Origin of the sequence: Megasphaera sp. SC8-1, from assembly GCF_024436295.1 — a bacterium.
Classification (GTDB): domain Bacteria; phylum Bacillota; class Negativicutes; order Veillonellales; family Megasphaeraceae; genus Megasphaera; species Megasphaera elsdenii.
In genome coordinates, this window is sequence record NZ_JANFQH010000014.1 from 1 (window position 1) to 26,817 (window position 26,817).

Genomic DNA, 26,817 nt, shown 5'->3' on the forward strand with positions numbered 1-26,817 from the left:
TTCAGTGGCTAGCGGCTAGTAGCTTGTAGAGGCTGGCTTCAAGGCTCTCATAATAGGAGAGCTGGCCGCCGGAGGCGGTCTGAGAGGTTGCTGTTAAATTTAAAACCATCCGCTAACAACTAACTGCGAGCCACTAACAACTTAAAAGGGCTTGTCGTCGTGCGACAAGCCCTTTTCATCTTTTGGAGCGGATGAAGGGGATCGAACCCTCGTACCAAGCTTGGGAAGCTCGTATTCTACCACTGAATTACACCCGCATGAACTTTTACTTGTCCATTTTACCAGTATTCCGCAGTTTTGTAAAGGTTTTTCTTTTAGCGTATATTTTTTTTAATGTGTTGGAATTGCAACAGCTCTTTCATCGGTATGACGGTATACTAAGGCCATGAAAGGGAGGGATACCATGAAAGAACGAAAAGGTTGTGTTTTTTCTATCAGCCAGGACAATGAACCCGTTGCAGGCTGCACGATTTCTAAGGACGTAGTCCATCAGGCTGACTGCCAGGTCCTTTATTTTTCCCTGGCTGCTCAGACGGACATCAGTCCTGAAACGTATGACCAGGTCAAGATACTTTATGTCACCGCTGGGATGCTGTGCCTCTATGGTCCGGAAGGCGAACGGGAAGTTCCGCAAGGCCAGGTTTACATCGCCCGGCCCGGTATCCCTGTCGGCATGAAGAGCCTTCACGGGGCTGTTTATGTAGAAATTACGGTTAAGGAGGAAACTCTTATGAATATCGATACAGGAAAACTCTTTTCCCTGGCCGGTCTCGTACCTTGCCAGGACGGGAAAATCATCAATCGCGACATCATCCAGTCGCCTAAAGTCAAATTCGTCGTCATGAGTTTCGGTGCCGGTACGGGCCTTTCGGAACATGCCGCACCGGGCGAAGCGCTGATCTTCGCTTTGGAAGGGAAAGCCGTCATCCGCTATGAAGGGGAAGATCATGAAATCAAGGCCGGCGAAAACTTTGCCTTCGCTAAAAACGGCCGCCATGCCATCACTGCCGATGGGCCCTTCAAAATGGCTTTGCTGCTGACATTAGAATAATTTAAATAGAAGATTAAGAAGAGGAGAGAATCATCATGGGTAAAAAAATTACAAACAAAGTAACTTGGGTAGGTAAAATCGACTGGGAATTGAACGAATTTCACGGCCACGAATATTCCACAGAAAAGGGTTCTTCGTATAACTCTTATTTGATCCGCGATGAAAAGACGGTCCTCATGGATACGGTCTGGAAACCTTTCGACGATGAATTTGTCGCCAACTTGAAAAAAGAAATCGACCTCAAAGACATCGACTATATCGTCATGAACCACAACGAAAATGACCACAGCGGCGCGTTGCCGGCACTGATGCGGGAAATCCCGGATACGCCGATTTACTGCACCAAGAAAGGGGAAGCCATCCTGCGCGGCCTCTATCATCAGGACTGGAACTTCGTCAACGTCAAGACCGGCGATACCCTGGATCTGGGCGGCAGCCAGCTCGTCTTCATCGAAGCCGCCATGCTCCACTGGCCGGACACGATGTTCACCTATATGACCGGTGAAAACATCCTTTTCAGCAACGACGGTTTTGGTCAGCACTATGCCAGCGAAAGAATGTACAACGACTGCGTCGACCAGGCTGAACTCTATCAGGAAGCCATGAAATACTATGCCAACATCCTCAACCTCTACAGCCCCATGGTTACGCGGAAAATCGACGAAATCCTCAAGATGGATGTTCCGGTCAGCATGATTTGCCCGAGCCACGGTGTCATCTGGCGCAAAGATCCCCTGAAAATCGTCGCGAAATACCAGGAATGGGCCAAAGCCTACCAGGAAAACCAGATTACCATCATCTACGATACGATGTGGAATTCCACGCGCCGCATGGCTGAATGCATCGCCGAAGGCCTGCGCGAAACGGACCCGACGCTGACGGTGAAACTCTTCAACTCCGCTGTCGACGACAAGAACGACATCGTTACAGAAGTCTTCAAATCGAAAGCCATCCTCGTCGGTTCGCCGACCATCAACTACGGCTTCCTCTTCTCCATCGGCGGTATCATGGAAATGATCCGCGGCCTGAAATTCAAGAATAAGAAAGCCGCTGCTTTCGGCAGCTACGGCTGGAGCGGCGAAGCAGTCAAACAGATTACGGCTCTCCTTCAGGGCGCTGGCTTCGACGTCGTCAACGACGGCCTGCGCTGCCAGTGGAATCCGGACCAGGCTACGCAGGATACGTGCCGTCAATACGGCCGGGATTTTGCAGCTGCCGTCAGCGCTTCCGAAGCCAAAGAAGATGAAGTACCGACTGAACTGGGCGATTACAACAACGACGAACAGATCGGCCAGGCTGCTAAAGAACATTTCAAAGATTGGGAAAAAGACGCTCGCGAAGGCGTCAAAGGCGGCTTTGCTGGCTAAGTTGTTTCCTGTATTTGTATTTTAATGCTGTTGCGATGACAAAAAATCTGCTACAATGGAAGTGCATCAATCCGTTATAGCAGATTTTTTTTGTAGAGGAGGCTGTTTTCATGAAAACATTAGATGAATTATATCAGCAGATGCTCAAGCGGGCTGCGGAAGGCAAACCGGTCGGTGTCGATGGCGACCCGAAATTGATTGACTGTCTGGCTCATCCCGATGACCATCCCCTGATCTGGCGGGTCAAACCCTGTCTCTGTCCGCCTGATGAACCGCATCACTGCCAGGAAGCCTGCGATTGGGGCGCCATTACGTCTGGTCCCGACGGCATTGCCATCGACGACAGCCAGTGCGTCGGCTGCCAGGCCTGTGTCGATGCTTGTAAGCTCGATACCCTGAAGACACGGAAAGACATCATCCCTGTCGTTCAGGAACTGCATGATTACGACGGCCCTATTTACGCCATGGTCGCCCCTGCCGTATCCGGCCAGTTCGGTCCCGATATTACCATGGGGAAATTGCGGACGGCTTTCAAGCGCCTGGGCTTTACGGGCATGCTGGAAGTCGCTGTCTTTGCCGATATCCTGACCTTGAAAGAAGCTCTGGAATTTGACAAGAACATCAATAGCGAAGATCAGTTCCAGCTCACCAGCTGCTGCTGCCCCATGTGGATCGCCATGATCAAGAAACTCTATCACCAGCTCCTGCCTAACGTGCCTGGCTCTGTTTCGCCCATGATTGCCGGCGGCCGCACGGTGAAAGCCCTTCATCCCAAAGCCAAGACCGTCTTCATCGGACCCTGCCTGGCTAAGAAAGCCGAACGGAAAGAACCGGACCTGGTCGGTGCTGTCGATTACGTCCTGACCTATCAGGAACTGCGCGACCTCTTTTCCGTCACCAATATCGACCTGGCATCCCTGCCGGAAGATAATCTGCCTCACGCTTCGGAAGCGGGCATCAGCTATGCCTATGCCGGCGGCGTCTCCGAAGCCGTCACGGAAACGGTCCATCAGCTGAATCCGGACCGCCAAGTCGATATCAAGACCCGCAAAGCCGATGGCGTTCCAGCTTGCAAAGCTATGATCAACGATATCCTGGCCGGCAACCGCGACGGAAACTTCTTTGAAGGTATGGGCTGCATGGGCGGCTGCGTCGGCGGTCCTCGGGCTATCATCAAGAAAGAAGAAGGCAAAGCCAATGTCCAGGCCTATGGGAAACAAGCGGTCTACAAGACGCCGATGGAAAATCCGTATGTCATCGAACTCTTGAAAAAATTAGGCTTCCCGACGGTCGAAGAATTCCTCGAACGGAGCCACCTGTACGATCGTAAGTTTGACTAAATCGTTTTTTGTTCATAGTTCATCGTTCATCGCGATGGATTGATATTTTTAATTTATAGTTTGTAGCCACTAACAACTTTAAAGGGGCTGTCGCACGTGCGACAGCCCCTTTTTTCACGGCCTGCGGCCGCCTACAGATGCCGGGTCTCTTTCAGTGCCGCATATTCTGTCAGGAGGTCCGGCTTTTCCGGGCTCTGGTAGATATAGTCGGGCATGGCGGCCTTGGCTTTTTCTACGGCGGCTTTGAAGTCGTAGTAGACCTGCCATTTCGATTCGACCAGTTCGTGGCCGGTCTGGCGCAGGAGGAAGGCCGGGTGATACGTCGGCATGATGTCATAGCCGCGCCATGTGAACCACTTGCCGCGGTTGCGCATGATACTGGCGGCACGGCCGTAGAAATATTGGAAAGCGACTTTGCCCAGGCAGACGATGACCTTCGGCTGGACCAGCTCGATTTCTTTGACTAAATGGATATCTGCGCAGTGACGCCCTTCTTCCAGCGTCGGCGTGCGGTTGTTCTTGGGACGGCATTTGACGATGTTGGTGACGTAGACGTGGTCCCGCGTGAGGCCGACGCTCCACAAGGCCTTGTCCAGGAGCTGCCCCGACGGGCCGACCAGGGGAACGCCGTATTCATCTTCCACACCGCCAGGTCCTTCGCCGACGAACATCAGCGGCGAAGCGCAGTCGCCGGAATAGCGCGTCGGCCCGCGGTTGCCTTCATCTCGCAAGTGACAGGACGTACAGTTCATGAGCCCTGCCAGCCAATCCTTCATCTTTTCATTTTCTTCCATAATACCCCTTCTTTTTGTACATGTTAATTTTACTATAGCAAGAAGGATGATTCTTTTCAAGTCTATGGTATAATAAAACTAATATATATGCTAACAGGGGGGGAGTACCGTGAAAATTTCGCTCATCCAATTTCCCATCGTCACCGGCGACAGGCTGGCCAATTTCGCCCAGGTCCGCAGCCATGTCCATACGGCAGCTGCGGCTGGTTCCGACTTGGCCGTCTTGCCGGAACTATGGGATTTATCGTTCTATCCGCCTGATGTCTTCGACCTGGCCGATGAAGGCGGCCGTCAGGGACGGGAGTTTTTACAGGACCTGGCCGCTTCCTGCCATATCCAGCTTGTCGGCGGGTCCCTGGTCCGGCGCCAGCAGGGAAAATTATACAATACGACGTATATTATCGACGAAGAGGGGAACCTCGTTTCATCGTATGACAAATGCCACTTATTTACGCCTGGTGGGGAAGAGAAAGTCTTCACGCCGGGAGACCATTTGAATACCTTCTTTTTAGGCGATGTGCCGATGGCATCCATCACTTGTTATGACCTGCGTTTCGGTGAATGGGTCCGCATGGCTGCCCTGGCCGGTGCCAAGATCCTCTTTGTCCCGGCCGCCTGGCCTCATCCCCGCCTGGCTCATTGGCAGATCCTCAATCGGGCCCGGGCCATTGAGAACCAGCTTTTCGTCGTCGCCGTCAACAGCTGCGGTACCTGTGGGGATTACCACTTCTGCGGCCATTCCATGATCATCGACCCGTGGGGCGAAGTCCTGGCCGAAGGCGGTGACGGGGAAGTCGTTGTCACCGGGGAAATCGACTTGTCCGTCATCGACGACATCCGCAGCCGCATCAACGTCTTTCGCGACCGGCGGCCGGAATTATACCAGTTAGAAGGGAAGCGGTAACGTGGAAGGGGTATTGCACGGGTTACAAGGGATTTTTGAGGTGTTGTTCATCATCTCTATCGGTTTCATCTTGGCTAAGAAGGGCTGGTTCGGCCCGGACATGAGCGCCGTCTTTACCAAGCTGGTCATGAAGATAAGCCTGCCCTTATACATGCTCTGCCAGCTGGAAAAGGATTTCACCCACGATTCGCTGATCCGCATTGCGCCGGACCTGCTCCTGCCCTTTGCCTCCATCCTTTTGGCCTATGCCGTCGGCCGCGTGGCAGCCAAAGTCCTGCACATCCGACAGGAACGGCAAGGCGTCTTCATTACGTGTTTCTTCATTGCCAATACCATCTTCATCGGACTGCCCGTCAACCTGGCCCTGTTCGGGACGCAGAGCGTGCCGTCAGTTATGCTCTACTACATGGCCAATACGACGATGTTCTGGACCCTCGGCGTCTACCACATCGTCAACGACAGCCTGGGCGGCAAGGGGAGTATGCCCCTGTTTTCCCTGCAGACCCTGAAGAAAGTCTTTTCGCCGCCTCTCCTGGGCTTTTTAGCCGGCCTGGCCCTGATCATGGCCAATATCAAGCTGCCCGATTTCCTGCTGACGTCGTTCCAATACGTCGGCAATATGGCGACGCCACTGTCGCTCATGGTCATCGGCATTGAAATGACGGGCATCTCTTTGGCTTCGGTCCGTTGGGACCGGGATATCATCGGCGCCCTCGTCGGCCGCTTCCTGGTCTGTCCGGCCTGCGTCCTGGTATTGCTGCCCTTCATCCCGGTCACGCCTATGTCGGCCCAGGTCTTCACCATGCAGGCCAGCATGCCGGCCATGACTCAGATGACGGTCGTCGCCAAATCCGTCGGTGCCGATGTCCGCTATTCGACGGAAGTCAGTTTCATCACCGTCGTCATGGGCATCATTGTCATCCCTTTATATATGTTCATCATTGGATAGAAGGAGTTTTTTTAGATTATGAATACACTCGAAGATTTGAAAAAAGCCTTGAAGGCCCATGAAGCCCAGGCTTTTCAGCTCAATTATACCATTGCTGACGATCCGGAATTATCCGGCGAAGAATACCATGCCTGCCAGCATTACGTCGATTTGTGCCGTTCCCTGGGCATGGAAGTGGAAGAACAGTTCACCGGTCAGCACACGGCCTTCCGCGCCGTTGCCCATCGGGCTGATAAGCCTGTCTTCAAGATGGCTCTCCTGGCCGAATACGATGCCCTGCCCGGCGTCGGTCACGGCTGCGGCCATTCGGCCAACGGTGCTATGAGTTTCCTGGCAGCGGCTGCTTTGAAAGATTTGGCCGATTTGCCTGTCGACGTCGACCTCATCGGGACGCCGGACGAAGAACTGCGCGGCGGCAAGGTCATCATGTGCGACCAGGGCGTCTTCAAGGATTATGATTTCGCCGTCATGGTCCACATTTCACCGACGAAGACCAATGCCAATTCCCATTTCCTGGCTCTTGACGACTACCGCGTCGCCTTCCACGGCCAGACAGCCCATGCCGCCGGTGAACCCTGGAATGGCCGTAATGCCCTGAACGGGGCCATGCTGGCCCTTCACGCCATCGATATGCTGCGCCAGCACGTCCGTCCGGAAACACGCATCGGCTCGTATATCGTCAACGGCGGCATGGCTTCCAATGTCGTTCCCGATTACGCCGAAATCGAATGCTGTATCCGCCACAGCGAACGGGAATACCTCGATACGGTCGTAGCCAAAGTCATGAACTGCTTCAAAGGTGCGGCCATTGCCACGGAAACGACGTACGATGTCAGCCAGATGGGCTGCAAATTCGACAACATGGTCTGGAACGAAGCGGCGACAAAGGCATCGGAACAAGTCCTTCAGGCCATGGATATCCCCTATGAATATCCGACAGACTGCGGCAGCTCCGACGTCGGCAACGTCAGCCACCAGTGCCCGGCCGTCCACGTCCACCTGGCCTTAGGCGACGTCCCCATGCCGGAACACTCGACGGATATCGCCAATGCCGTCAAAGCCAGGACCATCGAACCAACTATCGTCAAAGGCGCCGAAATCATGGGCCGCCTGGCCCTCCTCTTTGCTCAGGACAGCGCCCTGCGCCAGCAGATGAAAGACGAGTTTATGTCGAATGGCCTTTCCTGTAACCACTAGCCACTAGCCACTAACCACTAACCACTTAAAAGGAGCTGTCGCGATGCGACAGCTCCTTTTTTCACGCTCTATATATTCAGTTTCAGGTATAACTTAGAAGACACCTTGTGCCAGCATTGCATCGGCGACGCGTTCGAACCCGGCGATGTTTGCACCGGCTACGAGGTTGTAGCCCAGGCCGTTGCGGGCAGCTGCGTCTTTGCAGTTCTGGTAAATCGTGTTCATGATTTCATGGAGACGGTCGTCGACTTCTTTGGCAGTCCATACCAGGCGTTCGCTGTTCTGGCTCATTTCCAGGGCCGATGTAGCGACACCGCCGGCGTTGACGGCTTTCGACGGAGCGACGATGATGTCTTTCTGGTCGAGTAAGAATTTCAAAGCATCGTTGGTCGTCGGCATATTGGCGACTTCGATGTAGTAGCGGATCTTGTTGGCGGCAATCTGTTTAGCCTGTTCCAGATGGACGTCGTTCTGCATAGCCGACGGCATGATGATGTCGACTTTGCGGCCCCACGGTTTTTCACCCGGGAAGAATTCGACGCCGAATTTATCAGCATAGTCCTGGACGCGGTTGCGGCCGCTGTTGCGCATTTCGAGGAGGTAGTCGATTTTTTCCTGCGTAGCGACGCCGTCCGGGTCATAGATGTAGCCGTCCGGACCGGACAGGGTAACGACTTTGGCGCCGAGTTCCGTAGCTTTCTTGCAGATGCCCCAGGTTACGTTGCCGAAGCCGGCAGCGGCAATGGTCTTGCCTTTGATGTCCTGGCCGTCATCTTTGAGGACGTTTTCCAGATAGTAGACAGCGCCGTAGCCCGTAGCTTCCGGACGGATGCGGGAACCACCGAAGCTGAAGCCTTTGCCCGTGAGGACGCCGTTTTCGAAGCAGCCTTTCAAACGGCGGTATTCACCGAAGAGGTAGCCGATTTCACGGCCGCCGACGCCCATGTCCCCGGCCGGTACGTCGATATCGGGACCGATGTAGCGATAGAGGGCCTGCATGTAGCTCTGGCAGAAACGCATGATTTCGGCGTCGGACTTGCCTGTCGGGTCGAAGTCAGCACCGCCTTTAGCACCGCCGATGGGCAGGCCGGTCAAGGCGTTCTTGAAGATCTGTTCAAAGCCCAGGAATTTGATGATGCCTGAGTATACGTTTTTCTGGAAACGGAGGCCGCCTTTGTAGGGCCCGATAGCGCCGTTGAACTGGAAGCGGTAGCCCGTATTGGTGTGGTATTCGCCTTTATCGTCCTGCCAGACGACGCGGAATGTGAATTGCCGTTCCGGTTCGACAAGACGGTTGAGGAGGTCGAACTTTTCATATTCCGGGTGGCGTTCAACGACGGGGTCCAGGGAGCTCAAGACTTCTTCGACGGTCTGGACAAATTCCGGTTCGTTTGCGTGTTTCGTACGTACATTTTCGATAACAGATTCCAAATACTTATTCATATGTAATCACCTCATTTAAAATTAATTATACCTAAAACTGATTTCTACAATTACATAATAGCATGTTTTTCTGCCCTTGAAAATACCACAATGAGGAAAAGATTTTTCCATGCTGGCACCGCATTGCCGTTATGTGAAAAAGGACATCAAAATTCAAGGATTTTTATGGCACAGGATAAACGTTATAGTAGGTTAAAAGGACATATTCGTTAAAAATAATTGCAATATGAATCAAAATCATGGTATAAATAGAACTATACTGATTAAAGATGAAAAGGGAAAATCATGTGTTGTCTTCTGCTAAAAGGGTAATTGTATATGCGGAATGAACAAAATAGAGCCAAAGTTGGTAAAAAGCAGAAAAAGAATCTAGCCACTCTGACAATGATGATATACAATAGAAATTAAATAAGCCATACTATATATACTATATAAGAAAGCGAGGTACGCAACATGGAAACGTACGATACTTATTCTCCCGAATATCTGCGCTATTTGGAGCTCTTGTCCAAGGAGTATCCGACACAGGCTGCGACGTTTACGGAAATCATCAACCTGCAGGCGATTGTCAATCTGCCCAAGGGGACGGAACACTTCATGAGTGACCTGCACGGCGAATATGAAGCCTTTTATCACATCCTGAACAACTGCTCCGGCGTCATCCGGGAAAAAGTAGAAATGATTTTTTCTGACAAGATGAGCAAGGCCGAACAAGATGACTTATTGACGCTCATTTACTATCCGAAAGAAAAACTGAACATGCTATACCGAGAAGGCAAGGTCAACGATGACTGGGCCCGGACGACGCTGGAACGGATGATTGACCTGGCCAAGCTCTTGTCTTCGAAGTACACGCGGTCGAAGGTCCGTAAAGCCATGCCGGAAGTCTTCCGCTTCGTCATCGATGAACTCTTGCATGCCCAGCCCGATGAAGACCAGAATCAGCTGGTCTACCATATGAAAATCCTCGATACCATCTTAGAAACGGGCAGTACGCGGCAATTCATCTACGCTTTGGCCAATCTCATCAAACGCCTGGCTGTCGATCACTTGCACATCATCGGCGATATTTACGACCGCGGCGCTCATGCCGATAAGATCATGGATACCCTCATGCACCATCATTCCCTGGACATCCAGTGGGGCAACCACGACGTCCTTTGGATGGGGGCCGCTGCCGGCAATGCCGCCTGCATCGCCAATGTCCTGCGCAATAACATCCGTTACCATAATATGGAAATATTAGAAAGCGGTTATGGCATCAGCCTGCGCCCCTTTGCCCTGTTCGCCTTGGATACGTATAAACAGGACGACGGCATGGAACCGATGGTCAAGGCCATCAACGTCATCGTGGCTAAACTGGAAGGCCAGACGATTTACCGTCATCCCGACTATAATATGGACGACCGCCTGTTGTTCCATAAAATCGATTGGGAAAAAGGCGTCATCACCCTCGGTGGCAAGACGTATGAACTGAAGACCAAAGATTTCCCGACCGTCAACCCGCAGGACCCGTATACACTGTCGCCGGAAGAACATCAGCTCATGAATGACATCCAGGTTGAATTTACCGAAAGCGAACGCCTTCAGCGCCATATACGCTTCCTCTACAGCCACGGTTCTTTATACCGCTGCATGAATAACAACCTCTTGTTCCACGGCGGCCTGCCCCTTAATGAAGACGGCAGTTTCAAGGAAATCTACCTCGACGGCAAGCCGTATAAGGGCAAGGCATTCATGGATAAAGCGGAACACCTCATCCGCCGGGCTTACGACCAGCGCGATACGGACAGCCTGGATTATATGTGGTATCTCTGGTGCGGTGCTGATTCTCCCGTATCCGGCCGTATCGTCAAGACTTTTGAACGGAGTTACATCATCGATGAATCGACGTGGAAAGAGCCGCAGAATGCTTACTACCGCCTGAATCGCGATAAAGATGAATGTATCAAGATCCTTCACGAATTTGGCATCGACTCGCCCCAAGGCCACATCATCAATGGCCATACGCCGGTCAAGGTCAAGAAAGGCGAAAGCCCAATCCGTGCGGAAGGCAAGGAAATCTGCATCGACGGCGGTTTCTGCAAAGCTTATCAGGGCTCTACGGGCATTGCCGGTTACACGCTCATCTTCAACTCCCATGGTATCCGCATCAAATCCCACTATCCCTTTGAAGACGTCTATCAGGCCCTCATGAACAATGTCGACATCGATTCCGAATCGACACAGGTCGAATTGGAACCGAAGCGGGTCATGATCGGCGACACGGATAACGGTAAGAAACTCCTGCAGATGATCCGCGACTTGAAGGCTCTCTTGGAAGCCTATCGTCAAGGCGTCATCCTTGAACGTCGCCCGAATCCGTAGGGGCCGTCCCAAAAGGCGGCCCGCCAATCCCGTAGGGGCCGTCCCCAAGGGCGGCCTGCCAATCCCGTAGGGGCCGTCCCAAAGGGCGGCCTGCCAATCCCGTAGGGGCCGTCCCAAAGGGCGGCCCGCCCAATCAAGGAGGAAATATGAAACGAGAATCGTTAAGCGGACTGTTACTCATCGCCTGTGCCATCCTGGCCATGGCCATCTCTAATTCTCCCTTCGGTCCCGTTTATGACCACTGGCTCCAGGCCCCGCTGCCGGCAGGGACACATATGTCTCTGCTGCACTGGATCAACGACGCCGTCATGGCTGTCTTTTTCTTCGTCGTCGGTGCCGAAGTGAAGCGGGAGTTCCTCTACGGAGAACTGAAATCCCGGTCGGCAGCGATGCTGCCCATGGCCGCTGCCTTAGGCGGCATGCTGGCGCCAGCGGCTATTTATAGTGTCTTTAATGCCGGCCTGCCGACGGCGGGCGGCTGGGGAATCCCCATGGCGACGGACATCGCCTTTTCCCTGGGCGTCCTGTCCCTGGCGGCTCCCAGAGCGCCGCGGAGCCTCGTCGTCTTCCTGACGGCCCTGGCCATCGTCGATGACCTCGGCGGCATCGTCGTCATCGCTGTCTTTTATGCCGGGGCCCTCAACGCCCCGGCCCTGGCTGGAGGCCTCGTTGTCTGGCTGCTGATGCTGGCAGCCTGCCGCCGGAATTGGCAGCAGCCCTGGCTTTACGCAGCCGGTGGCATCCTCATCTGGCTGGCCTTTTTCTACGGCGGCATCCATCCGACCATGGCCGGTGTCCTGACGGGCTTTGCCATGCCGGCAGTGCCTGGAAAGGATGGGCGGGAAGGCCTGCTGCTGCGGGCGGAACACGCCTTGACGCCGGTTTCGGCTTTCCTCATCATGCCCATCTTCGCCTTGGCCAATGCCGGTATCCGCCTCGACCTGAGCGGCTTGTCCGGCCTGTTATCCGCACCGGGCCTGGGGATTTTTGCCGGGCTCGTCCTGGGTAAGCCTTTAGGTATCGGCCTGGCTGTCTGGGTATTGGTATCCTTGAAAAAGGCATCTCTCCCAGACGGATTGACGATGCGCCACTTCTGGGCCGTCGGCCTCGTAGCCGGCATCGGCTTCACCATGTCCCTGTTCATCGCCGGCCTGGCCTTTCCTGCAAGTCCTGTCCTGATGACGGCCAAAACGGCCATCATCGCTGCGTCCCTCACAGCAGCCGTACTGGGCGGCTTCATCGTGAACCGGATCAGCCAGTAGCCTCTCGGACTCCAATGCGGCGGTGACGCCGCGATGAGCTCAAACTGACAACGACGCTTCGGGAAACCCTCAGCGCGTAGCGGGCCGCCTTCCCAGGACGGCCCCTACGGAATCGCAGCCAGGCGATAAAAGAATCCACGGCCTATGGCCTCGTGTGTAGGGGCCGACCCGGCTAGGGCAGCCCGCTGCGACCAGGTGGCCATATGCTCAAGGGGCTAATGTGGCATGGTTTTGCGAACGGCGACCTGTGACCGGCCGTTTATCTCGGATTCAGATGCGGCGGTGACGCCGCGATGAGCTCAAACTGACAACGACGCTTCGGGAAACCCTCAGCGCGTAGCGGGCCGCCTTCCCAGGACGGCCCCTACGGAATCGCAGCCAGGCGATAAAAGAATCCACGGCCTATGGCCTCGTGCGTAGGGGCCGACCCGGCTAGGGCGGCCCGCTGCGACCAGTTGGCCATATACTCAAGGGGCTAATGTGGCATGGCTTTGCGAACGGCGACAAACGGCACCTTAAAATTTAAATCCATCTGCTAACAACTAACAACGTAAGGGACTGTCGCACGAAGGCTTCTACTATTATGCGAGGTCCCTTTTACTTTATAGTTTGTAGTACGGAGTTTGTAGTTTGTAGAAGCTGGTTTTAAATTTTTTACTATTTGCTGCAAACTAAAAACTACAAACTTAAAACTCAAAAAGGCGCTGCCTTCATGCGACAAGCCCTTACGCACATTGACGTAACCCGTTCAGGTCGCTATAATGGAGTGTAACTTATCATTTTTTATATAAAGGAGCGAATTCGATGAATATCATTGATGAATTGTCTTGGCGCGGTGCCGTCAATCAGATGACAGATGAAGAAGGGTTGCGGAAGCTTACGGAAGAAAAGAGCATTTCCCTCTATTGCGGTGTCGACCCGACAGGCGACAGCATGCATATCGGCCACTTGATTCCCTTTATGATGCTCAAACGCTTTGCCAACGCCGGCCATCATCCTTATGTCGTCATCGGCGGCGGCACCGGTGCTATCGGGGACCCGAGCGGCCGCAAGACGGAACGCCAGCTCCAGACTCTCGATAAAATCAAGGCCAATGCCGAAAAATTGAAAGCCCAGTTCATGCATCTCTTCGGCGATTCGGAAAACATCACTTTTGTCAATAACTACGACTGGCTCAGCCAGATCAGTCTTCTCGACTTCCTCCGCGATTACGGCAAATTGTTCAGCGTCAACATCATGCTCAGCAAAGAAGTCGTCGCCAGCCGCCTGGAAGCCGGTATTTCCTTTACGGAATTTTCCTACCAGATTCTCCAGTCCATCGATTTTGAACACCTCTTCGCTCACAACGATGTCCAGCTGCAGATCGGCGGCGCCGACCAGTGGGGCAACATCACGGCTGGTATCGACACGATCCGCAAGATCCACGGCAGCGAAGCCAAAGCCTATGGCCTGACCATTCCCCTCATGCTGAAATCGGACGGCACCAAGTTCGGCAAGACTGCCGGCGGCGCTGTCTGGCTCGACCCGGAAAAGACGTCGCCTTTTGAATTTTATCAGTTCTGGCTCAACCAGGACGATGCGGACGTCGTCAAATACTTGAAATACTTCACCTTCCTCAGCAAGGAAGAAATCGACGCCCTGGCTGAATCGGTCGAAAAAGAACCGGAAAAACGCCTGGCCCAGCGCCGCCTGGCTGAAGAAGTCACAAAATTCGTCCACAGCCCGGAAGCTTTGAAAGAAGCTCAGAACATCACGGAAGCCCTGTATCACGGAAGCATTGCTGATCTGTCGGAACACGAATTGGAACAGGCCTTCGGCAAGATGCCGACAGTAGACGTTTCCAACGAAGAAAAAGACGTCGTCAACTGGCTCGTCGATTCCCAGATTTATAAATCGAAGCGCCAGGCCCGCGAAGACATCACCCACGGTGCGGTCACCATCAACGGCGTCAAAGTGACGGCTCTCGACGAAATCGTCAAACCCCATAAGAACTCCAATGGCAAATTCGTCATCGTCCGCAAGGGGAAGAAGAAATACACCCTGGCCCGGGTCCATCAGTAATTGGAAATTTTAGGAATTTGTTAAAATTAAATATTGACAGAAGCAACTTCATATGCTATAATAACTCATTGCAAAATGTTCAATTGATATTATGAGATACATGGAGGAAGCGCTTCCGGTGAGCAAAAAATTAAGCAAGGTTCAAATCGTCTGAGAGCCTTGCTTTTTTGTCGCTTTACACAGCGCTGTACAACGCTATCATAATGGTTTACTTTTTATAAGGGGTGAAGAATCAGCATGTTCAAACCTGTACAAGTAGGGAAAAGGACTCGATACACGTATGCTAAGATTAACGAGGTCTTGAAAATGCCTCATTTGTTGGATTTACAGAATAAATCCTACGAATGGTTCCTGGAAAAGGGACTGAAAGATATCTTCAAAGACATTTCTCCCATCGAAGATGCATCGGGTAACCTGTCTTTATCCTTCGAGGATTTTAAGTTAGGGGAACCGAAGTACGACATTCGTGAATGTAAGGAACGCGATACGACATACGCCGCACCGCTCCGTGTCCAGATCCGTCTTGTCAACCACGAAACAGGTGAAATCAAGGACCAGGAAGTATTCATGGGTGACTTCCCACTGATTACCGATACAGGTACCTTCATTATCAATGGGGCAGAACGCGTTATCGTCAGCCAGCTCGTCCGTTCTCCTGGCGTCTACTATGGCCGCGAAATCGACCCGATGGGCATCCGCCTGTACAATTCAACGGTCATCCCGAACCGCGGGGCCTGGATCGAATTGGAAACCGATGCCAATGACATCGTCTATGCCCGCATCGACCGCAACCGCAAAATCCCTGTTACGGTACTCATCCGTGCCCTGGGCTGGTCGTCCAACGCCGATATCCTGCAGCTCTTCTTCGACGATAAGCGCCTGAAGGCTACGTTTGAAAAAGACACGACAGAAAATCAGGACGAAGCCCTCGTTGAAATCTATAAGAAACTTCGCCCCGGTGAACCGCCGACTGTCGAAAGCGCCCGCAATCTCTTTGAAGGTCTGTTCTTCGACCCGCGCCGTTATGATATGGCCCGCGTCGGCCGTTATAAAGCCGGCAAGAAACTCGGCTGGGAACGCCGTCTCTTCGGCCTGACCCTTCACGAACCGATCGTCAATCCGGAAACAGGGGAAGTCATCGTCGATGCCCATACGGAAATCGGCTCGGCTGAAGTCGAAAAGATCCGCGAAAGCGGTGTCTTCCACCGTGAAATTGCTGATGGCGCTCCGGCTGGTGATGGCGGCGGCTTCGTCGAAGCTTTCGTCGAAAAGCCCGACGGCTCGGTCTATAAGATTATCTGCAACAACAGCGACCTTCCCTATGACCATCGCACCATTACCCGCGAAGACATCATCGCCCACATCAGCTATCTCCTCAACCTCATGGACGGCTTCGGCACTGTCGACGACATCGACCATCTGGGCAACCGCCGCCTGCGCTGCGTCGGCGAACTCCTGCAGAACCAGTTCCGCATCGGCCTGACCCGTATGGAACGCGTCGTCCGCGAACGCATGACCATCCAGGATGCCGAAAGCATTACGCCCCAGGTCCTGATCAACATCCGTCCTGTCGTCGCTGCTATTAAAGAATTTTTCGGTTCCAGCCAGTTGTCCCAGTTCATGGACCAGACCAACCCGCTGGCCGAAATCACACATAAACGCCGTCTGAGCGCCCTTGGCCCTGGCGGTTTGTCCCGTGAACGTGCAGGCTTCGAAGTCCGCGACGTCCATCACTCCCACTACGGCCGTATGTGCCCGGTAGAAACGCCTGAAGGCCCGAACATCGGCTTGATCTCGTCCCTGGCCTGCTTCGGGAAAGTCAACGAATTTGGCTTCATCGAAGCTCCGTACCGCCGCGTCGATAAAGAAACGGGCGTCGTCACGGAAGAGGTCCACTACATCACGGCTGACGAAGAAGAACAGTACGTCATCGCCCAGGCTAACGAACCGCTGACCGAAGACGGCCATTTCGTCCACGAACGCGTTGCCTGCCGTCACGGTGAAGATACCCGCGAATTCCGGGCTGACCGCGTCGACTTCATGGACGTATCGCCTAAGGAAGTTGTCTCCGTCGGTACTTCCATGATCCCCTTCCTGGAAAACGATGATGCTAACCGTGCCCTCATGGGTGCGAACATGCAGCGCCAGGCTGTGCCTTTGCTGCGCACACAGGCTCCGCTCGTCGGCACCGGCATGGAATACAAGACGGCTTGTGACTCCGGCGTCTGCGTCCTGGCTAAACACAGCGGCGTCGTATCCCGCGTTACGGGCGACACGATCCAGGTCCGCACGGATTCCGGTTCTGTCGATACGTATAAACTCATCAAATTCGTCCGCTCCAACCAGAGTACCTGCATCAACCAGCGTCCCTTGGTCTATAAGAACGAAAGGGTCGTAGAAGGCCAGGCCCTGGCTGACGGCATGGCTACCGATGGCGGCGAATTGGCTCTCGGTTACAATATCCTCGTAGCCTATATGCCTTGGGAAGGCTATAACTACGAAGACGCCGTTCTCCTCAGTGAAGAACTCCCGAAGAACGACCTCTACACATCCATCCACATCGAAGAATACGAATGTGATGCCCGCGATACGAAACTGGGCTCGGAAGAAATTACCCGCGAAATCCCCAACGTCAGTGAAGAAAGCACGAAGAACCTCGACGAAAACGGCATCATCATGATCGGTGCCGACGTCTTCCCGGGCGACGTCCTGGTCGGTAAAGTCACGCCGAAGGGCGAAACGGAACTGACACCGGAAGAACGCCTCCTGCGCGCCATCTTCGGCGACAAAGAACGCGAAGTCCGCGATACATCGCTGCGCGTACCTCATGGCGAATCGGGTAAAGTCGTCAACGTCCGTATCTTCTCCCGTGAAAACAACGATGAACTGCCGCCTGGCGTAAACCGCCTGGTCCGCGTCTACATCGCCCAGAAACGTAAGATCCACGAAGGCGATAAGATGGCTGGTCGTCATGGGAACAAGGGTGTCGTTTCCCGCGTCATGCGCCAGGAAGACATGCCGTTCCTGCCCGATGGCACGCCGGTACAGATCGTCTTGAACCCCTTGGGCGTACCGTCTCGTATGAATATCGGTCAGATTTTGGAAACCCACCTTGGCTGGGCTGTCCATGAATTGGGCAAACAGATCAAGGAAATGGATCCGGGTCTGGAAGAAAAACTGCGCGCTGCCGGTTATGATTTCGATAAATATGGCATGCCGAAACCGGATGTCGCCGGTATCCACATTGCAACACCGGTCTTCGATGGCGCTCAGGCTGAAGACGTCTTTGAAGCCCTGAAGATCGCCGGCCTGCCGGAAGACGGTAAATCCGTCCTCTATGATGGCCGTACAGGGGAACCGATGGACCGCCGCGTCACGGTTGGTTACACGTACTTCCTCAAACTGCATCACCTTGTCGACGACAAGATCCATGCTCGTTCGACCGGCCCGTACTCCCTGGTTACGCAGCAGCCGCTCGGTGGTAAAGCCCAGTTCGGCGGCCAGCGTTTCGGTGAAATGGAAGTCTGGGCTCTGGAAGCGTATGGCGCAGCCTATACCCTCCAGGAAATGCTGACTGTCAAGTCTGACGATGTCGTCGGCCGTGTCAAGGCTTACGAAAAGATCGTCAAAGGTGAAAATATTCCTGAACCGGGCGTACCGGAATCGTTCAAGGTCCTCCTCAAAGAACTCCAGGCTATCGGCCTCGACGTCCAGATCCTGAACGAAGACGGTGAAGAAGTCGTCATCAAGGAACTCGACGATGACGATGAAACGGAACCGGAACAGACCGATGAACTCCGCCGCGTCATGGAAGGTGAAAATGGTCCGGATACCCCGGCTGCACCGGCTGAAGACGCTCCTGCCGAAGGAGAAGAAGGCGAAGAACAGGAACCCGTCGCCAACGGCGATGAAGATGACATCATGAGCGCTATGAGCCTCGATGCCGTCGCTGAAGCTGAACAGGCCGACGATGATGATATTACTGAAGATGATGAATAACGAGTCGATAGAAGGGAGCGGTATTAGTGCTTGATGTGAATGAATTCGATTCCATGCGGATTGGTCTTGCTTCGCCGGAAAAGATCCTCGAATGGTCCCACGGGGAAGTCAAGAAACCAGAAACGATCAATTACCGTACATTGAAACCGGAACGGGATGGGTTGTTCTGCGAACGCATTTTTGGGCCGACAAAGGACTGGGAATGTCACTGCGGCAAATACAAACGTATCCGGTATAAAGGTGTCGTCTGCGACCGCTGCGGCGTCGAAGTCACGCGCGCCAAAGTCCGTCGTGAACGGATGGGCCATATTAAACTGGCTACACCGGTATCTCATATTTGGTATTTTAAAGGCATCCCCAGCCGGATGGGCCTGATCCTCGATATTTCTCCCCGTTCGCTGGAAAAAGTCTTGTACTTCGCCTCGTACATCGTCCTCGATCCGGGCGATACGCCGCTCTCCAAGCAGCAGCTGATGACGGAAACGGAATATCGTCAGTACCTGGATATGTACGGCGATAAATTCCGCGTCGGCATGGGCGCTGCAGCTGTCAAGGAACTGCTGCAGGGCCTGGACCTGGACCAGTTGGACAAACAGCTCCGCGATGAACTCCGCGATTCGTCGGGCCAGCGCCGCGTCCGCGCTATCCGCCGCCTGGAAGTCGTCGAAGCCTTCCGTCACTCCGGCAACAAACCGGAATGGATGATCATGGACGTCATCCCGGTCATCCCGCCGGAACTGCGCCCGATGGTCCAGCTCGACGGCGGCCGCTTCGCTACGTCTGACCTGAACGATCTCTATCGCCGGGTCATCAACCGTAACAACCGCTTGAGCCGCCTCCTGGAACTGGGAGCGCCGGATATCATCGTCCGCAACGAAAAACGTATGCTCCAGGAAGCCGTCGACGCCCTCATCGATAACGGCCGCCGCGGCCGTCCGGTCACGGGCCCGGGCAACCGTCCCCTCAAATCCCTGTCGGACATGCTGAAAGGGAAACAGGGCCGTTTCCGTCAGAACTTGCTCGGTAAACGTGTCGACTACTCCGGCCGTTCGGTTATCGTCGTCGGTCCGGAAATGAAGATGCACCAGTGTGGCCTGCCGAAAGAAATGGCCCTGGAACTCTTCAAGCCTTTCGTCATGAAGAAACTTGTCGAAAAGGGCATTGCTACCAATATCAAGAACGCCAAGAAGAAAGTCGAACGCGTGAACACGGAAGTATGGGACGTCCTGGAAGACGTTATCAAGGAACATCCTGTTCTCTTGAACCGTGCCCCGACACTGCATCGTCTGGGTATCCAGGCTTTCGAACCGATCCTCTGGGAAGGCCGCGCCATCAAGCTTCATCCGCTGGTCTGCACGGCATTCAACGCCGACTTCGACGGTGACCAGATGGCCTGCCATCTGCCCTTGTCCGTAGAAGCCCAGTCCGAAGCCCGGACGCTCATGCTCTCGTCGCACAACATCCTGGCTCCGAAAGACGGCAAACCGGTTGCTGTCCCGACACAGGACATGGTCCTCGGTGCTTATTACCTGACGTTGGTCAAACCGGCCGCCAAGGGCGAAGGCAAGATCTTCTCCAACTACGACGAAGTCATGCTCGCTTACGATGCCAAGGTCATCGACATCGAAGCCCTGATCAAGGTCCGCATCCCCGGCCACGGCCTCATCGAAACGACGGCAGGCAAACTGCTCTACAACTATCAGATCTACGAACCACTGCGCCTCTTCCATACGGATAAGGTCATGGTCTTCACGGATCCGAAAGATACGGTCTTTGCTTACGAAAACGGCCTCATCGACTGGTCCCACTTCGTCAAGATCAAAGACGAAGACGGCCATATCCATGACTATGGCTTCTCGCAGCTGAAAGAAAAATTCGGCGTCGACCTCACGGCTACGCGTCCCTTGCCGAAACGCAAGATCGACGAAGCCGCTGTCGCTGAATTCAAGAAAGATAAAGAATATGTCGACGTCAACTGCCTGGGCGTCCTCATGAGCAAGAAACAGATCGGCAAACTCGTCGATGCCTGCTTCCACCTCGTCGGCAACACCAAGACGGCAGAACTGTTGGACAAGATCAAGGCCATCGGCTACCATTACGCCCGCCAGGCCGGTATGTCCATCGCTATTTCGGACATTCAGATCCCGGCAGAAAAATGGGATATCCTCAATGAAGCCGACAAGAAAGTCCAGAATGCCTATGCCATGTACCAGCGCGGTTTGATTACCGAAAACGAACGCTATAACAAGAGCGTCGAAATCTGGACAAAGGCTACCAACGATGTTACGGATGTCATGATGGATAACATGGACCCGTTCAACTCAATCTTCATGATGGCTGACTCCGGTGCTCGAGGCAGCCGCGACCAGATTCGTCAGGTTGCCGGCATGCGTGGCTTGATGGCTGACCCGTCGGGCCGTATCATCGACTTGCCGATCAAGGCGAACTTCCGCGAAGGCCTGTCCGTACTGGACTACTTCACTTCGTCTCACGGCGCCCGTAAAGGCTTGGCCGATACGGCACTGCGTACAGCTGACTCGGGTTATCTGACCCGTCGTCTCGTCGACGTTTCCCAGGACGTCATCGTCCGCGAAGATGACTGCGACGTATTCGGCATCGACCTCGTCCGCGAACGTGCCCGTCTGGCAAGCTCTTGCCGCCAGGCTGTCAACCTCTTGCGCGACAAGCTCATCGGCCGCGTCCTGGCCCGCGATATTGCGGATCCGGAAACAGGCGACATCGTCTTCCCGGCAGAACATCTCCTGACCAACGACGATATGGATACGGTCATCGAACACCAGATCCCGAAACTCTATCTCCGCGGCAGCCAGATGGACATCAACGATGACCTGAACCACACCAATGTCATCGAAACGGTCTCCCTCGGCGCACCGGAAGAAGGTTTCCGTGCAGCTATCCGCAAATCCATGGCGGAAAACATGCTCGGCAAGACCGTCGAAAAGGCCGTCATCGATTCCAACGGCATTGAAATCTGCGCCAAAGGCACGCCGCTCACGGAAGATGCCATCGACCGCATCCTCAACAGCGACGTCGATGAAGTCAAGGTCCGCAACAACGACATCCGCGGCGTCGAAGTCACGGCTATCGTCGAAGACAGCGGCAACGGCGTCATCGAATCGCTGGAAGACCGCATCGAAGGCCGTACGGCTGCTGAAACCCTGGTCAATCCGGAAACGGGTGAAGTCATCGTGGCCCTCAACGAAGAAATCATGGCTGACCAGGCCAAAGAAATCGCAAAATATTATGATAAAGTCCGGATCCGCAGCGTCCTCACCTGCCGCAGCCGTTATGGCGTCTGCGCTAAGTGCTATGGCCGTGACCTCGGTACGGGCGGCAAGGTAAATGTCGGCGAATCGGTCGGCACCATCGCTGCTCAGTCCATCGGCGAACCGGGCACACAGCTGACCATGCGTACCTTCCATACAGGCGGTGTCGCAACGGCCGGCGATATTACCCAGGGTCTTCCTCGTGTCGAAGAATTGTTTGAAGCCCGTAAGCCGAAGGGCAATGCTATCGTCACGGAAATCAGTGGGACCGTATCGATTACGGAAAAAGAAGACCACCACGATATCAATATCGTCCACGTTACGTCCAAGGACGGCGAAGAACGGAGCTACACCATTCCCTTCGGCTCGCACCTCGTCGTACACGAAGGCGATGTCATCGAAAAGGGCAGCCGTATCACGGCTGGCTCCATCAACCCCCACGACATCCTGCACATCCAGGGCGTCGAAGCTACCCAGCGGTACCTCGTATACGAAGTACAGAAGGTATACAAATCTCAGGGTGTTGGTATCAACGATAAGCATATCGAAGTCATCGTACGCCAGATGCTGCGCAAGATGAAGATCGAAGACGCCGGCGATGCCGATGTATTGCCGGGCGATTACATTGACGTCAATATCTTTGAAGATATGAACAAGCGCATCGTCAGCAACGGCGGCAAGCCGGCTATCGGCAAACCGATGCTCCTCGGTATCACTAAGGCCGCACTGGCAACGGATTCCTTCCTGTCGGCTGCATCCTTCCAGGAAACGACCCGTGTCCTGACCGATGCCGCTATCAAAGGCAAGATCGACCCGCTCCTGGGCCTCAAAGAAAACGTCATCATCGGTAAACTCATCCCGGCTGGTACGGGTATGAGCCGTTACCGCAAGATCAAGGTCGTAAAGACCGTCCCGTCTATCAGCTATGAAGACGAAGAAGGCAACCCCGTAGAAGCACCGGAAGGTGCCGATACGACACCGGAAGCCGGACATTAAGAGAGTAAAAAAGGCGCTGTCCCATGAAGACAGCGCCTTTTTTGTTGTTAGTAGTTCGTAGGGGCCGCCCAAAGGCCTTTTTGGCCCGTCAGGTGCTGACCAGTGGAAGGCGCAAGACGGCTGCCAAAACGGACAGCAGTGGCTGGCGGCCCGGCTCTCCTGGTAGGAGAGCTGTCAGCGAAGCTGACTGAGAGGTTGTTTTTTCACGAGGCTTGCTGTATCTCATGGCGGGCCGCCCTTTGGGACGGCCCCTACGCCTTGTGGTTCACGAACCACGAACCACGAACCACGAGCCACTAGGTACCGTGTAATAAAAGATGTACTGATTACGCAGTTTTTACCCAAAAACTCATTGACATATCATATTCGTGATGATAAAATATCTAAGTGTCGCAATGAATGCATTGCGTCTAAATTGCAAGACGTAAGGAGTGAGGTTTCGTGAGCTTGGAACTAGCTGCCAGTGTCCGCAAGACCGTGGGCGCGAAGCAAACCCTGAAAGCAATGAAACGAAACGAAGTCACACAGCTGTACATCGCCAATGATTGCGATGCACAGGTCGTAGCGCCGCTCATAGCAGAAGCCGAAGGCGCTCACATCCCCGTCGACCGCGCTTACACCATGACCGAATTGGGCATGGCCTGCCACATCAAGGTAAAAGCTGCAGCCGTAGGCTTGTTAAAATAATTTTCGGTAACATCATCTCATGAGCTCTGCTCGTTGATGATTACATTATAAATCTAATTGTTTGGAGAGGAGGTGCCCAAATGCCAACAATCAGCCAATTGGTTCGTAAAGGACGTCAGGTTGCCGTAACTAAATCGACAGCACCGGCTTTGAAAAACTGCCCGCAGAAACGCGGTGTCTGCACTCGTGTATACACAGCTACCCCGAAAAAACCTAACTCGGCTCTGCGTAAAGTTGCCCGTGTTCGCTTGACGAACTCCATCGAAGTAACTGCTTATATTCCCGGCATTGGTCACAATTTACAGGAACACAGTGTTGTATTAATCAGAGGCGGTCGTGTCAAAGACCTTCCTGGTGTACGTTATCACATCGTCCGCGGTGCCTTGGATACAGCTGGCGTAGCAGATCGTCAGCAGTCCCGTTCTAAATACGGCGCTAAGAAAGGCAAATAAGATTTGCCATTTAAGATGAACAAGATGACTTACATAGCATAGAGGAGGAATTAGACATGCCAAGAAAAGGCCCCGTGCCGAAGCGTGATGTGCTGCCGGATCCGGTGTACCATTCCAAATTGGTAACGCGCTTCATCAACAAAGTTATGTTGGACGGCAAAAAAGGTGTCGCTGAAACCATCGTTTATGATGCTTTCGACATCATCCGTTCTAAAATGAATAAAGATCCTTTGGAAGTATTCGAACAGGCTCTCAACAACGTTATGCCTGTCCTGGAAGTCCGTGCCCGCCGCGTCGGTGGTGCTAACTACCAGGTTCCTGTCGAAGTACGTGCAGACCGTCGCCTGTCCCTCGGTATCCGCTGGACTGTCGGCTATGCCCGTAAACGCGGCGAACGCACGATGAAAGAAAAGCTCGCTGGCGAATTGATGGACGCCTTCAACAATACAGGCGCTGCTATCAAGAAAAAGGAAGATACTCATAAAATGGCTGAAGCTAACAAAGCTTTCGCTCATTATCGTTGGTAATTTACGATATTTATTATTTTTTGAGGAGTGGAAAAAACCGTGCCAAGAGAATTTTCTTTGGAAAAAACGAGAAATATTGGCATCATGGCTCACATCGATGCTGGTAAAACCACGACAACAGAACGTATCCTGTTCTACACCGGCCGCGTCCACAAGATCGGCGAAGTTCATGATGGCGCTGCTACCATGGACTGGATGGCTCAGGAACAGGAACGTGGTATCACGATTACATCGGCTGCTACGACGGCTCACTGGAAAGGATACCGCATCAACATCATCGATACTCCGGGGCACGTTGACTTCACCGTTGAAGTTGAACGCTCGCTGCGCGTACTCGACGGCTCTGTTGCTGTTTTCTCCGCAAAGGGCGGCGTAGAACCGCAGTCGGAAACGGTATGGCGTCAGGCTGAACATTACCATGTTCCCCGTATCGCATTCGTCAACAAGATGGATACGACCGGTGCTGACTTCCTGAACGTTGTCGACATGATGAAAGATCGTCTTCAGGCAAATGCCGTTGCTATTCAGCTCCCAATCGGTGCTGAAGCAACCTTCCGCGGCATCATCGACCTCATTACCATGAAAGCAGAAGTCTATGACGATGCTCTCGGTAAAGAAATCGAAGTTGTCGACATCCCGGAAGACGAATTAGAAGAAGCTAAAAAATATCATGACATCATGGTTGAAGCTGTTTGCGATACCGATGAAGACCTCATGATGAAATACCTCGAAGGTGAAGAAATCACCATCGACGAATTGAAAGCAGCCATCCGTAAAGGCGTCTGCACGAACAAATTGTTCCCGGTCCTCTGCGGTTCTGCTTACAAGAACAAAGGGATCCAGATGCTCCTCGACGCTGTCGTCGATTACATGCCGAGCCCGTTGGATATTCCTCCGGTCAAAGGCACTAACCCCGACACAGACGAAGAAGAAACTCGTGAAGCTGATGACAATGCACCGCTTTCCGCATTGGCATTTAAGATCATGGCTGACCCCTTTGTCGGCAAACTGGCATTCTTCCGCGTTTACTCCGGCACGTTACAGGCCGGTACCTATGTCTACAACTCGACAAAAGGTAAAAAAGAACGTGTTGGCCGTATCCTCCGGATGCACGCTAACCACCGCGAAGAAGTACAGGAAGCTTACACGGGCGACATCGGCGGCATCGTCGGTCTGAAAGATACGACCACAGGCGATACGCTGTGCGATGAAAAACACCCGATTATCCTCGAAAAGATGGAATTCCCGGATCCGGTTATTTCCGTAGCCGTTGAACCGAAGACCAAAGCTGACCAGGAAAAAATGGGCATCGCCCTGGCTCGTCTGGCTGAAGAAGACCCGACGTTCAAAGTCAAGACCGATGCTGAAACCGGCCAGACCATCATCTCCGGCATGGGCGAACTCCATTTGGATATCATCGTCGACCGCATGTCCCGCGAATTTAAAGTAGACTGCAACGTCGGCAAACCGCAGGTTGCTTACCGCGAAACCATCCGCAAAGATGTCAAGTCTCGTGGTTTCTTCAAGCGTCAGTCCGGCGGCCGTGGTCAGTATGGTGACTGCTGGCTCGAACTCATTCCGCAGGAACAGGGCAAAGGCTACGAATTTGAAAACAAAGTCGTTGGCGGCGCTATTCCTAAGGAATACATCGGCTCCGTTGAAGCTGGTGTCAAAGAAGCAATGGAAACAGGCGTTTTGGCAGGTTTCCCGATGGTCGATATCAAAGTCGTCGTATACGACGGTTCTTACCATGAAGTCGACTCCTCGGAAATGGCCTTCAAGATCGCTGGCTCTATGGGCTTCAAAGAAGGTGCCCGCAAGGCAGACCCGGTTCTCCTCGAACCGTACACGAAAGTCGAAGTTGTCGTTCCTGAAGAATACATGGGCGACGTCATCGGCGACCTCAACTCCCGCCGTGGTCGTGTCGAAGGTATGGAAATGCGCTCCGGTGCAGAACATATCAACGCATTCGTACCGCTGGCAGAAATGTTTGGCTATGCAACGGATTTGCGTTCCCGTACGCAGGGCCGTGGCGTTTATACGATGACATTCGACCACTACGAAGAAGTTCCGAAGAACGTAGCCGAAAAAGTCATCAGCGAAAAAGGCTAATATAATTTAATTTACACTGGAG

Annotated in this window: 17 protein-coding genes and 1 tRNA gene; 15 read left to right on the forward strand and 3 right to left on the reverse strand. The window is 53.5% G+C overall.

What is annotated here, in order from left to right:
* Positions 1–183 precede the first annotated feature (183 nt).
* Positions 184–257: transfer RNA gene (locus NOS26_RS05280), tRNA-Gly, on the reverse strand.
* A 146-nt stretch (positions 258–403) separates the two neighbouring features.
* Between NOS26_RS05280 and NOS26_RS05285 the strand changes: the two genes are divergently transcribed.
* From NOS26_RS05285 to NOS26_RS05295, 3 genes are all read left to right on the forward strand, one after another.
* Positions 404–1,051 carry a cupin domain-containing protein gene (locus NOS26_RS05285; RefSeq protein ID WP_014015716.1) on the forward strand — a complete coding sequence of 216 codons (648 nt, stop codon included), beginning with the start codon at positions 404–406 and terminating at the stop codon, positions 1,049–1,051.
* 35 nt (positions 1,052–1,086) lie between these two features.
* A complete protein-coding gene (locus NOS26_RS05290; protein WP_014015717.1) occupies positions 1,087–2,418 on the forward strand; it encodes an anaerobic nitric oxide reductase flavorubredoxin in 1,332 nt (443 codons plus the stop codon).
* Between the two features lie 110 nt (positions 2,419–2,528).
* The gene (locus NOS26_RS05295) at positions 2,529–3,758 is read left to right on the forward strand and encodes a [Fe-Fe] hydrogenase large subunit C-terminal domain-containing protein (protein WP_072982264.1); all 1,230 of its coding nucleotides are present in this window, start codon (positions 2,529–2,531) and stop codon (positions 3,756–3,758) included.
* A gap of 131 nt (positions 3,759–3,889) precedes the next feature.
* Here NOS26_RS05295 and NOS26_RS05300 read toward each other — a convergent pair whose 3' ends face one another.
* Complete coding sequence (locus NOS26_RS05300; RefSeq protein ID WP_074787079.1) at positions 3,890–4,552, reverse strand: uracil-DNA glycosylase; 663 nt, start codon at positions 4,550–4,552, stop codon at positions 3,890–3,892.
* Between the two features lie 109 nt (positions 4,553–4,661).
* On the opposite strand from NOS26_RS05300, the gene NOS26_RS05305 reads away from it, so the two are divergent.
* Genes NOS26_RS05305 through NOS26_RS05315 form a run of 3 tightly spaced genes read left to right on the forward strand, consistent with a single transcriptional unit; the run spans position 4,662 to position 7,602 of the window.
* Entirely contained in the window at positions 4,662–5,456 is a 795-nt protein-coding gene (locus tag NOS26_RS05305) for a carbon-nitrogen family hydrolase (RefSeq protein ID WP_074787081.1), read from the forward strand.
* A gap of 1 nt (position 5,457) precedes the next feature.
* The gene (locus NOS26_RS05310) at positions 5,458–6,405 is read left to right on the forward strand and encodes an AEC family transporter (RefSeq protein WP_014015721.1); all 948 of its coding nucleotides are present in this window, start codon (positions 5,458–5,460) and stop codon (positions 6,403–6,405) included.
* A gap of 18 nt (positions 6,406–6,423) precedes the next feature.
* Positions 6,424–7,602: an amidohydrolase gene (locus tag NOS26_RS05315; RefSeq protein ID WP_255917366.1), complete on the forward strand. Its 1,179-nt coding sequence runs from the start codon at positions 6,424–6,426 to the stop codon at positions 7,600–7,602.
* 93 nt (positions 7,603–7,695) lie between these two features.
* Here NOS26_RS05315 and gdhA read toward each other — a convergent pair whose 3' ends face one another.
* Complete coding sequence (gene gdhA / locus NOS26_RS05320; protein WP_014015723.1) at positions 7,696–9,045, reverse strand: NADP-specific glutamate dehydrogenase; 1,350 nt, start codon at positions 9,043–9,045, stop codon at positions 7,696–7,698.
* A gap of 453 nt (positions 9,046–9,498) precedes the next feature.
* Between gdhA and NOS26_RS05325 the strand changes: the two genes are divergently transcribed.
* The 9 genes from NOS26_RS05325 to fusA all read left to right on the forward strand — a co-directional run bounded on the left by NOS26_RS05325 (position 9,499) and on the right by fusA (position 26,795).
* Positions 9,499–11,412, forward strand: a complete 1,914-nt coding sequence (locus tag NOS26_RS05325) for a fructose-bisphosphatase class III (protein ID WP_014015724.1) — start codon at positions 9,499–9,501, stop codon at positions 11,410–11,412.
* Positions 11,413–11,558: 146 nt separating this feature from the next.
* The gene (gene nhaA / locus NOS26_RS05330; protein ID WP_014015725.1) at positions 11,559–12,674 is read left to right on the forward strand and encodes a Na+/H+ antiporter NhaA; all 1,116 of its coding nucleotides are present in this window, start codon (positions 11,559–11,561) and stop codon (positions 12,672–12,674) included.
* A gap of 804 nt (positions 12,675–13,478) precedes the next feature.
* The gene (tyrS, locus tag NOS26_RS05335) at positions 13,479–14,735 is read left to right on the forward strand and encodes a tyrosine--tRNA ligase (RefSeq protein WP_014015726.1); all 1,257 of its coding nucleotides are present in this window, start codon (positions 13,479–13,481) and stop codon (positions 14,733–14,735) included.
* Positions 14,736–14,972: 237 nt separating this feature from the next.
* Complete coding sequence (gene rpoB / locus NOS26_RS05340) at positions 14,973–18,734, forward strand: DNA-directed RNA polymerase subunit beta (RefSeq protein WP_027895364.1); 3,762 nt, start codon at positions 14,973–14,975, stop codon at positions 18,732–18,734.
* A 26-nt stretch (positions 18,735–18,760) separates the two neighbouring features.
* Positions 18,761–23,017: a DNA-directed RNA polymerase subunit beta' gene (gene rpoC, locus NOS26_RS05345; RefSeq protein WP_014015728.1), complete on the forward strand. Its 4,257-nt coding sequence runs from the start codon at positions 18,761–18,763 to the stop codon at positions 23,015–23,017.
* A 441-nt stretch (positions 23,018–23,458) separates the two neighbouring features.
* A complete protein-coding gene (locus NOS26_RS05350; protein WP_014015729.1) occupies positions 23,459–23,704 on the forward strand; it encodes a ribosomal L7Ae/L30e/S12e/Gadd45 family protein in 246 nt (81 codons plus the stop codon).
* A gap of 80 nt (positions 23,705–23,784) precedes the next feature.
* On the forward strand, positions 23,785–24,156 hold the full coding sequence (rpsL, locus tag NOS26_RS05355) for a 30S ribosomal protein S12 (protein WP_014015730.1): 372 nt from the start codon (positions 23,785–23,787) through the stop codon (positions 24,154–24,156).
* 56 nt (positions 24,157–24,212) lie between these two features.
* Positions 24,213–24,683 (forward strand): 30S ribosomal protein S7, encoded by a 471-nt coding sequence (gene rpsG, locus NOS26_RS05360; protein WP_014015731.1) that lies wholly within the window; start codon positions 24,213–24,215, stop codon positions 24,681–24,683.
* Between the two features lie 39 nt (positions 24,684–24,722).
* The gene (gene fusA, locus NOS26_RS05365; RefSeq protein ID WP_014015732.1) at positions 24,723–26,795 is read left to right on the forward strand and encodes an elongation factor G; all 2,073 of its coding nucleotides are present in this window, start codon (positions 24,723–24,725) and stop codon (positions 26,793–26,795) included.
* The last annotated feature ends 22 nt before the right edge of the window (positions 26,796–26,817 follow it).

Excerpts from the sequence above, each read along its gene's own strand:
- rpsL (WP_014015730.1), top strand. The coding sequence starts at position 23,785 with ATGCCAACAATCAGCCAATTGGTTCGTAAAGGACGTCAGGTTGCCGTA.
- NOS26_RS05325 (WP_014015724.1), top strand. The coding sequence starts at position 9,499 with ATGGAAACGTACGATACTTATTCTCCCGAATATCTGCGCTATTTGGAG.
- NOS26_RS05315 (WP_255917366.1), top strand. The coding sequence starts at position 6,424 with ATGAATACACTCGAAGATTTGAAAAAAGCCTTGAAGGCCCATGAAGCC.
- rpoB (WP_027895364.1), top strand. The coding sequence starts at position 14,973 with ATGTTCAAACCTGTACAAGTAGGGAAAAGGACTCGATACACGTATGCT.
- NOS26_RS05290 (WP_014015717.1), top strand. The coding sequence starts at position 1,087 with ATGGGTAAAAAAATTACAAACAAAGTAACTTGGGTAGGTAAAATCGAC.
- NOS26_RS05300 (WP_074787079.1), bottom strand. The coding sequence starts at position 4,552 with ATGGAAGAAAATGAAAAGATGAAGGATTGGCTGGCAGGGCTCATGAAC.
- NOS26_RS05295 (WP_072982264.1), top strand. The coding sequence starts at position 2,529 with ATGAAAACATTAGATGAATTATATCAGCAGATGCTCAAGCGGGCTGCG.
- NOS26_RS05285 (WP_014015716.1), top strand. The coding sequence starts at position 404 with ATGAAAGAACGAAAAGGTTGTGTTTTTTCTATCAGCCAGGACAATGAA.
- rpsG (WP_014015731.1), top strand. The coding sequence starts at position 24,213 with ATGCCAAGAAAAGGCCCCGTGCCGAAGCGTGATGTGCTGCCGGATCCG.
- tyrS (WP_014015726.1), top strand. The coding sequence starts at position 13,479 with ATGAATATCATTGATGAATTGTCTTGGCGCGGTGCCGTCAATCAGATG.
- nhaA (WP_014015725.1), top strand. The coding sequence starts at position 11,559 with ATGAAACGAGAATCGTTAAGCGGACTGTTACTCATCGCCTGTGCCATC.
- gdhA (WP_014015723.1), bottom strand. The coding sequence starts at position 9,045 with ATGAATAAGTATTTGGAATCTGTTATCGAAAATGTACGTACGAAACAC.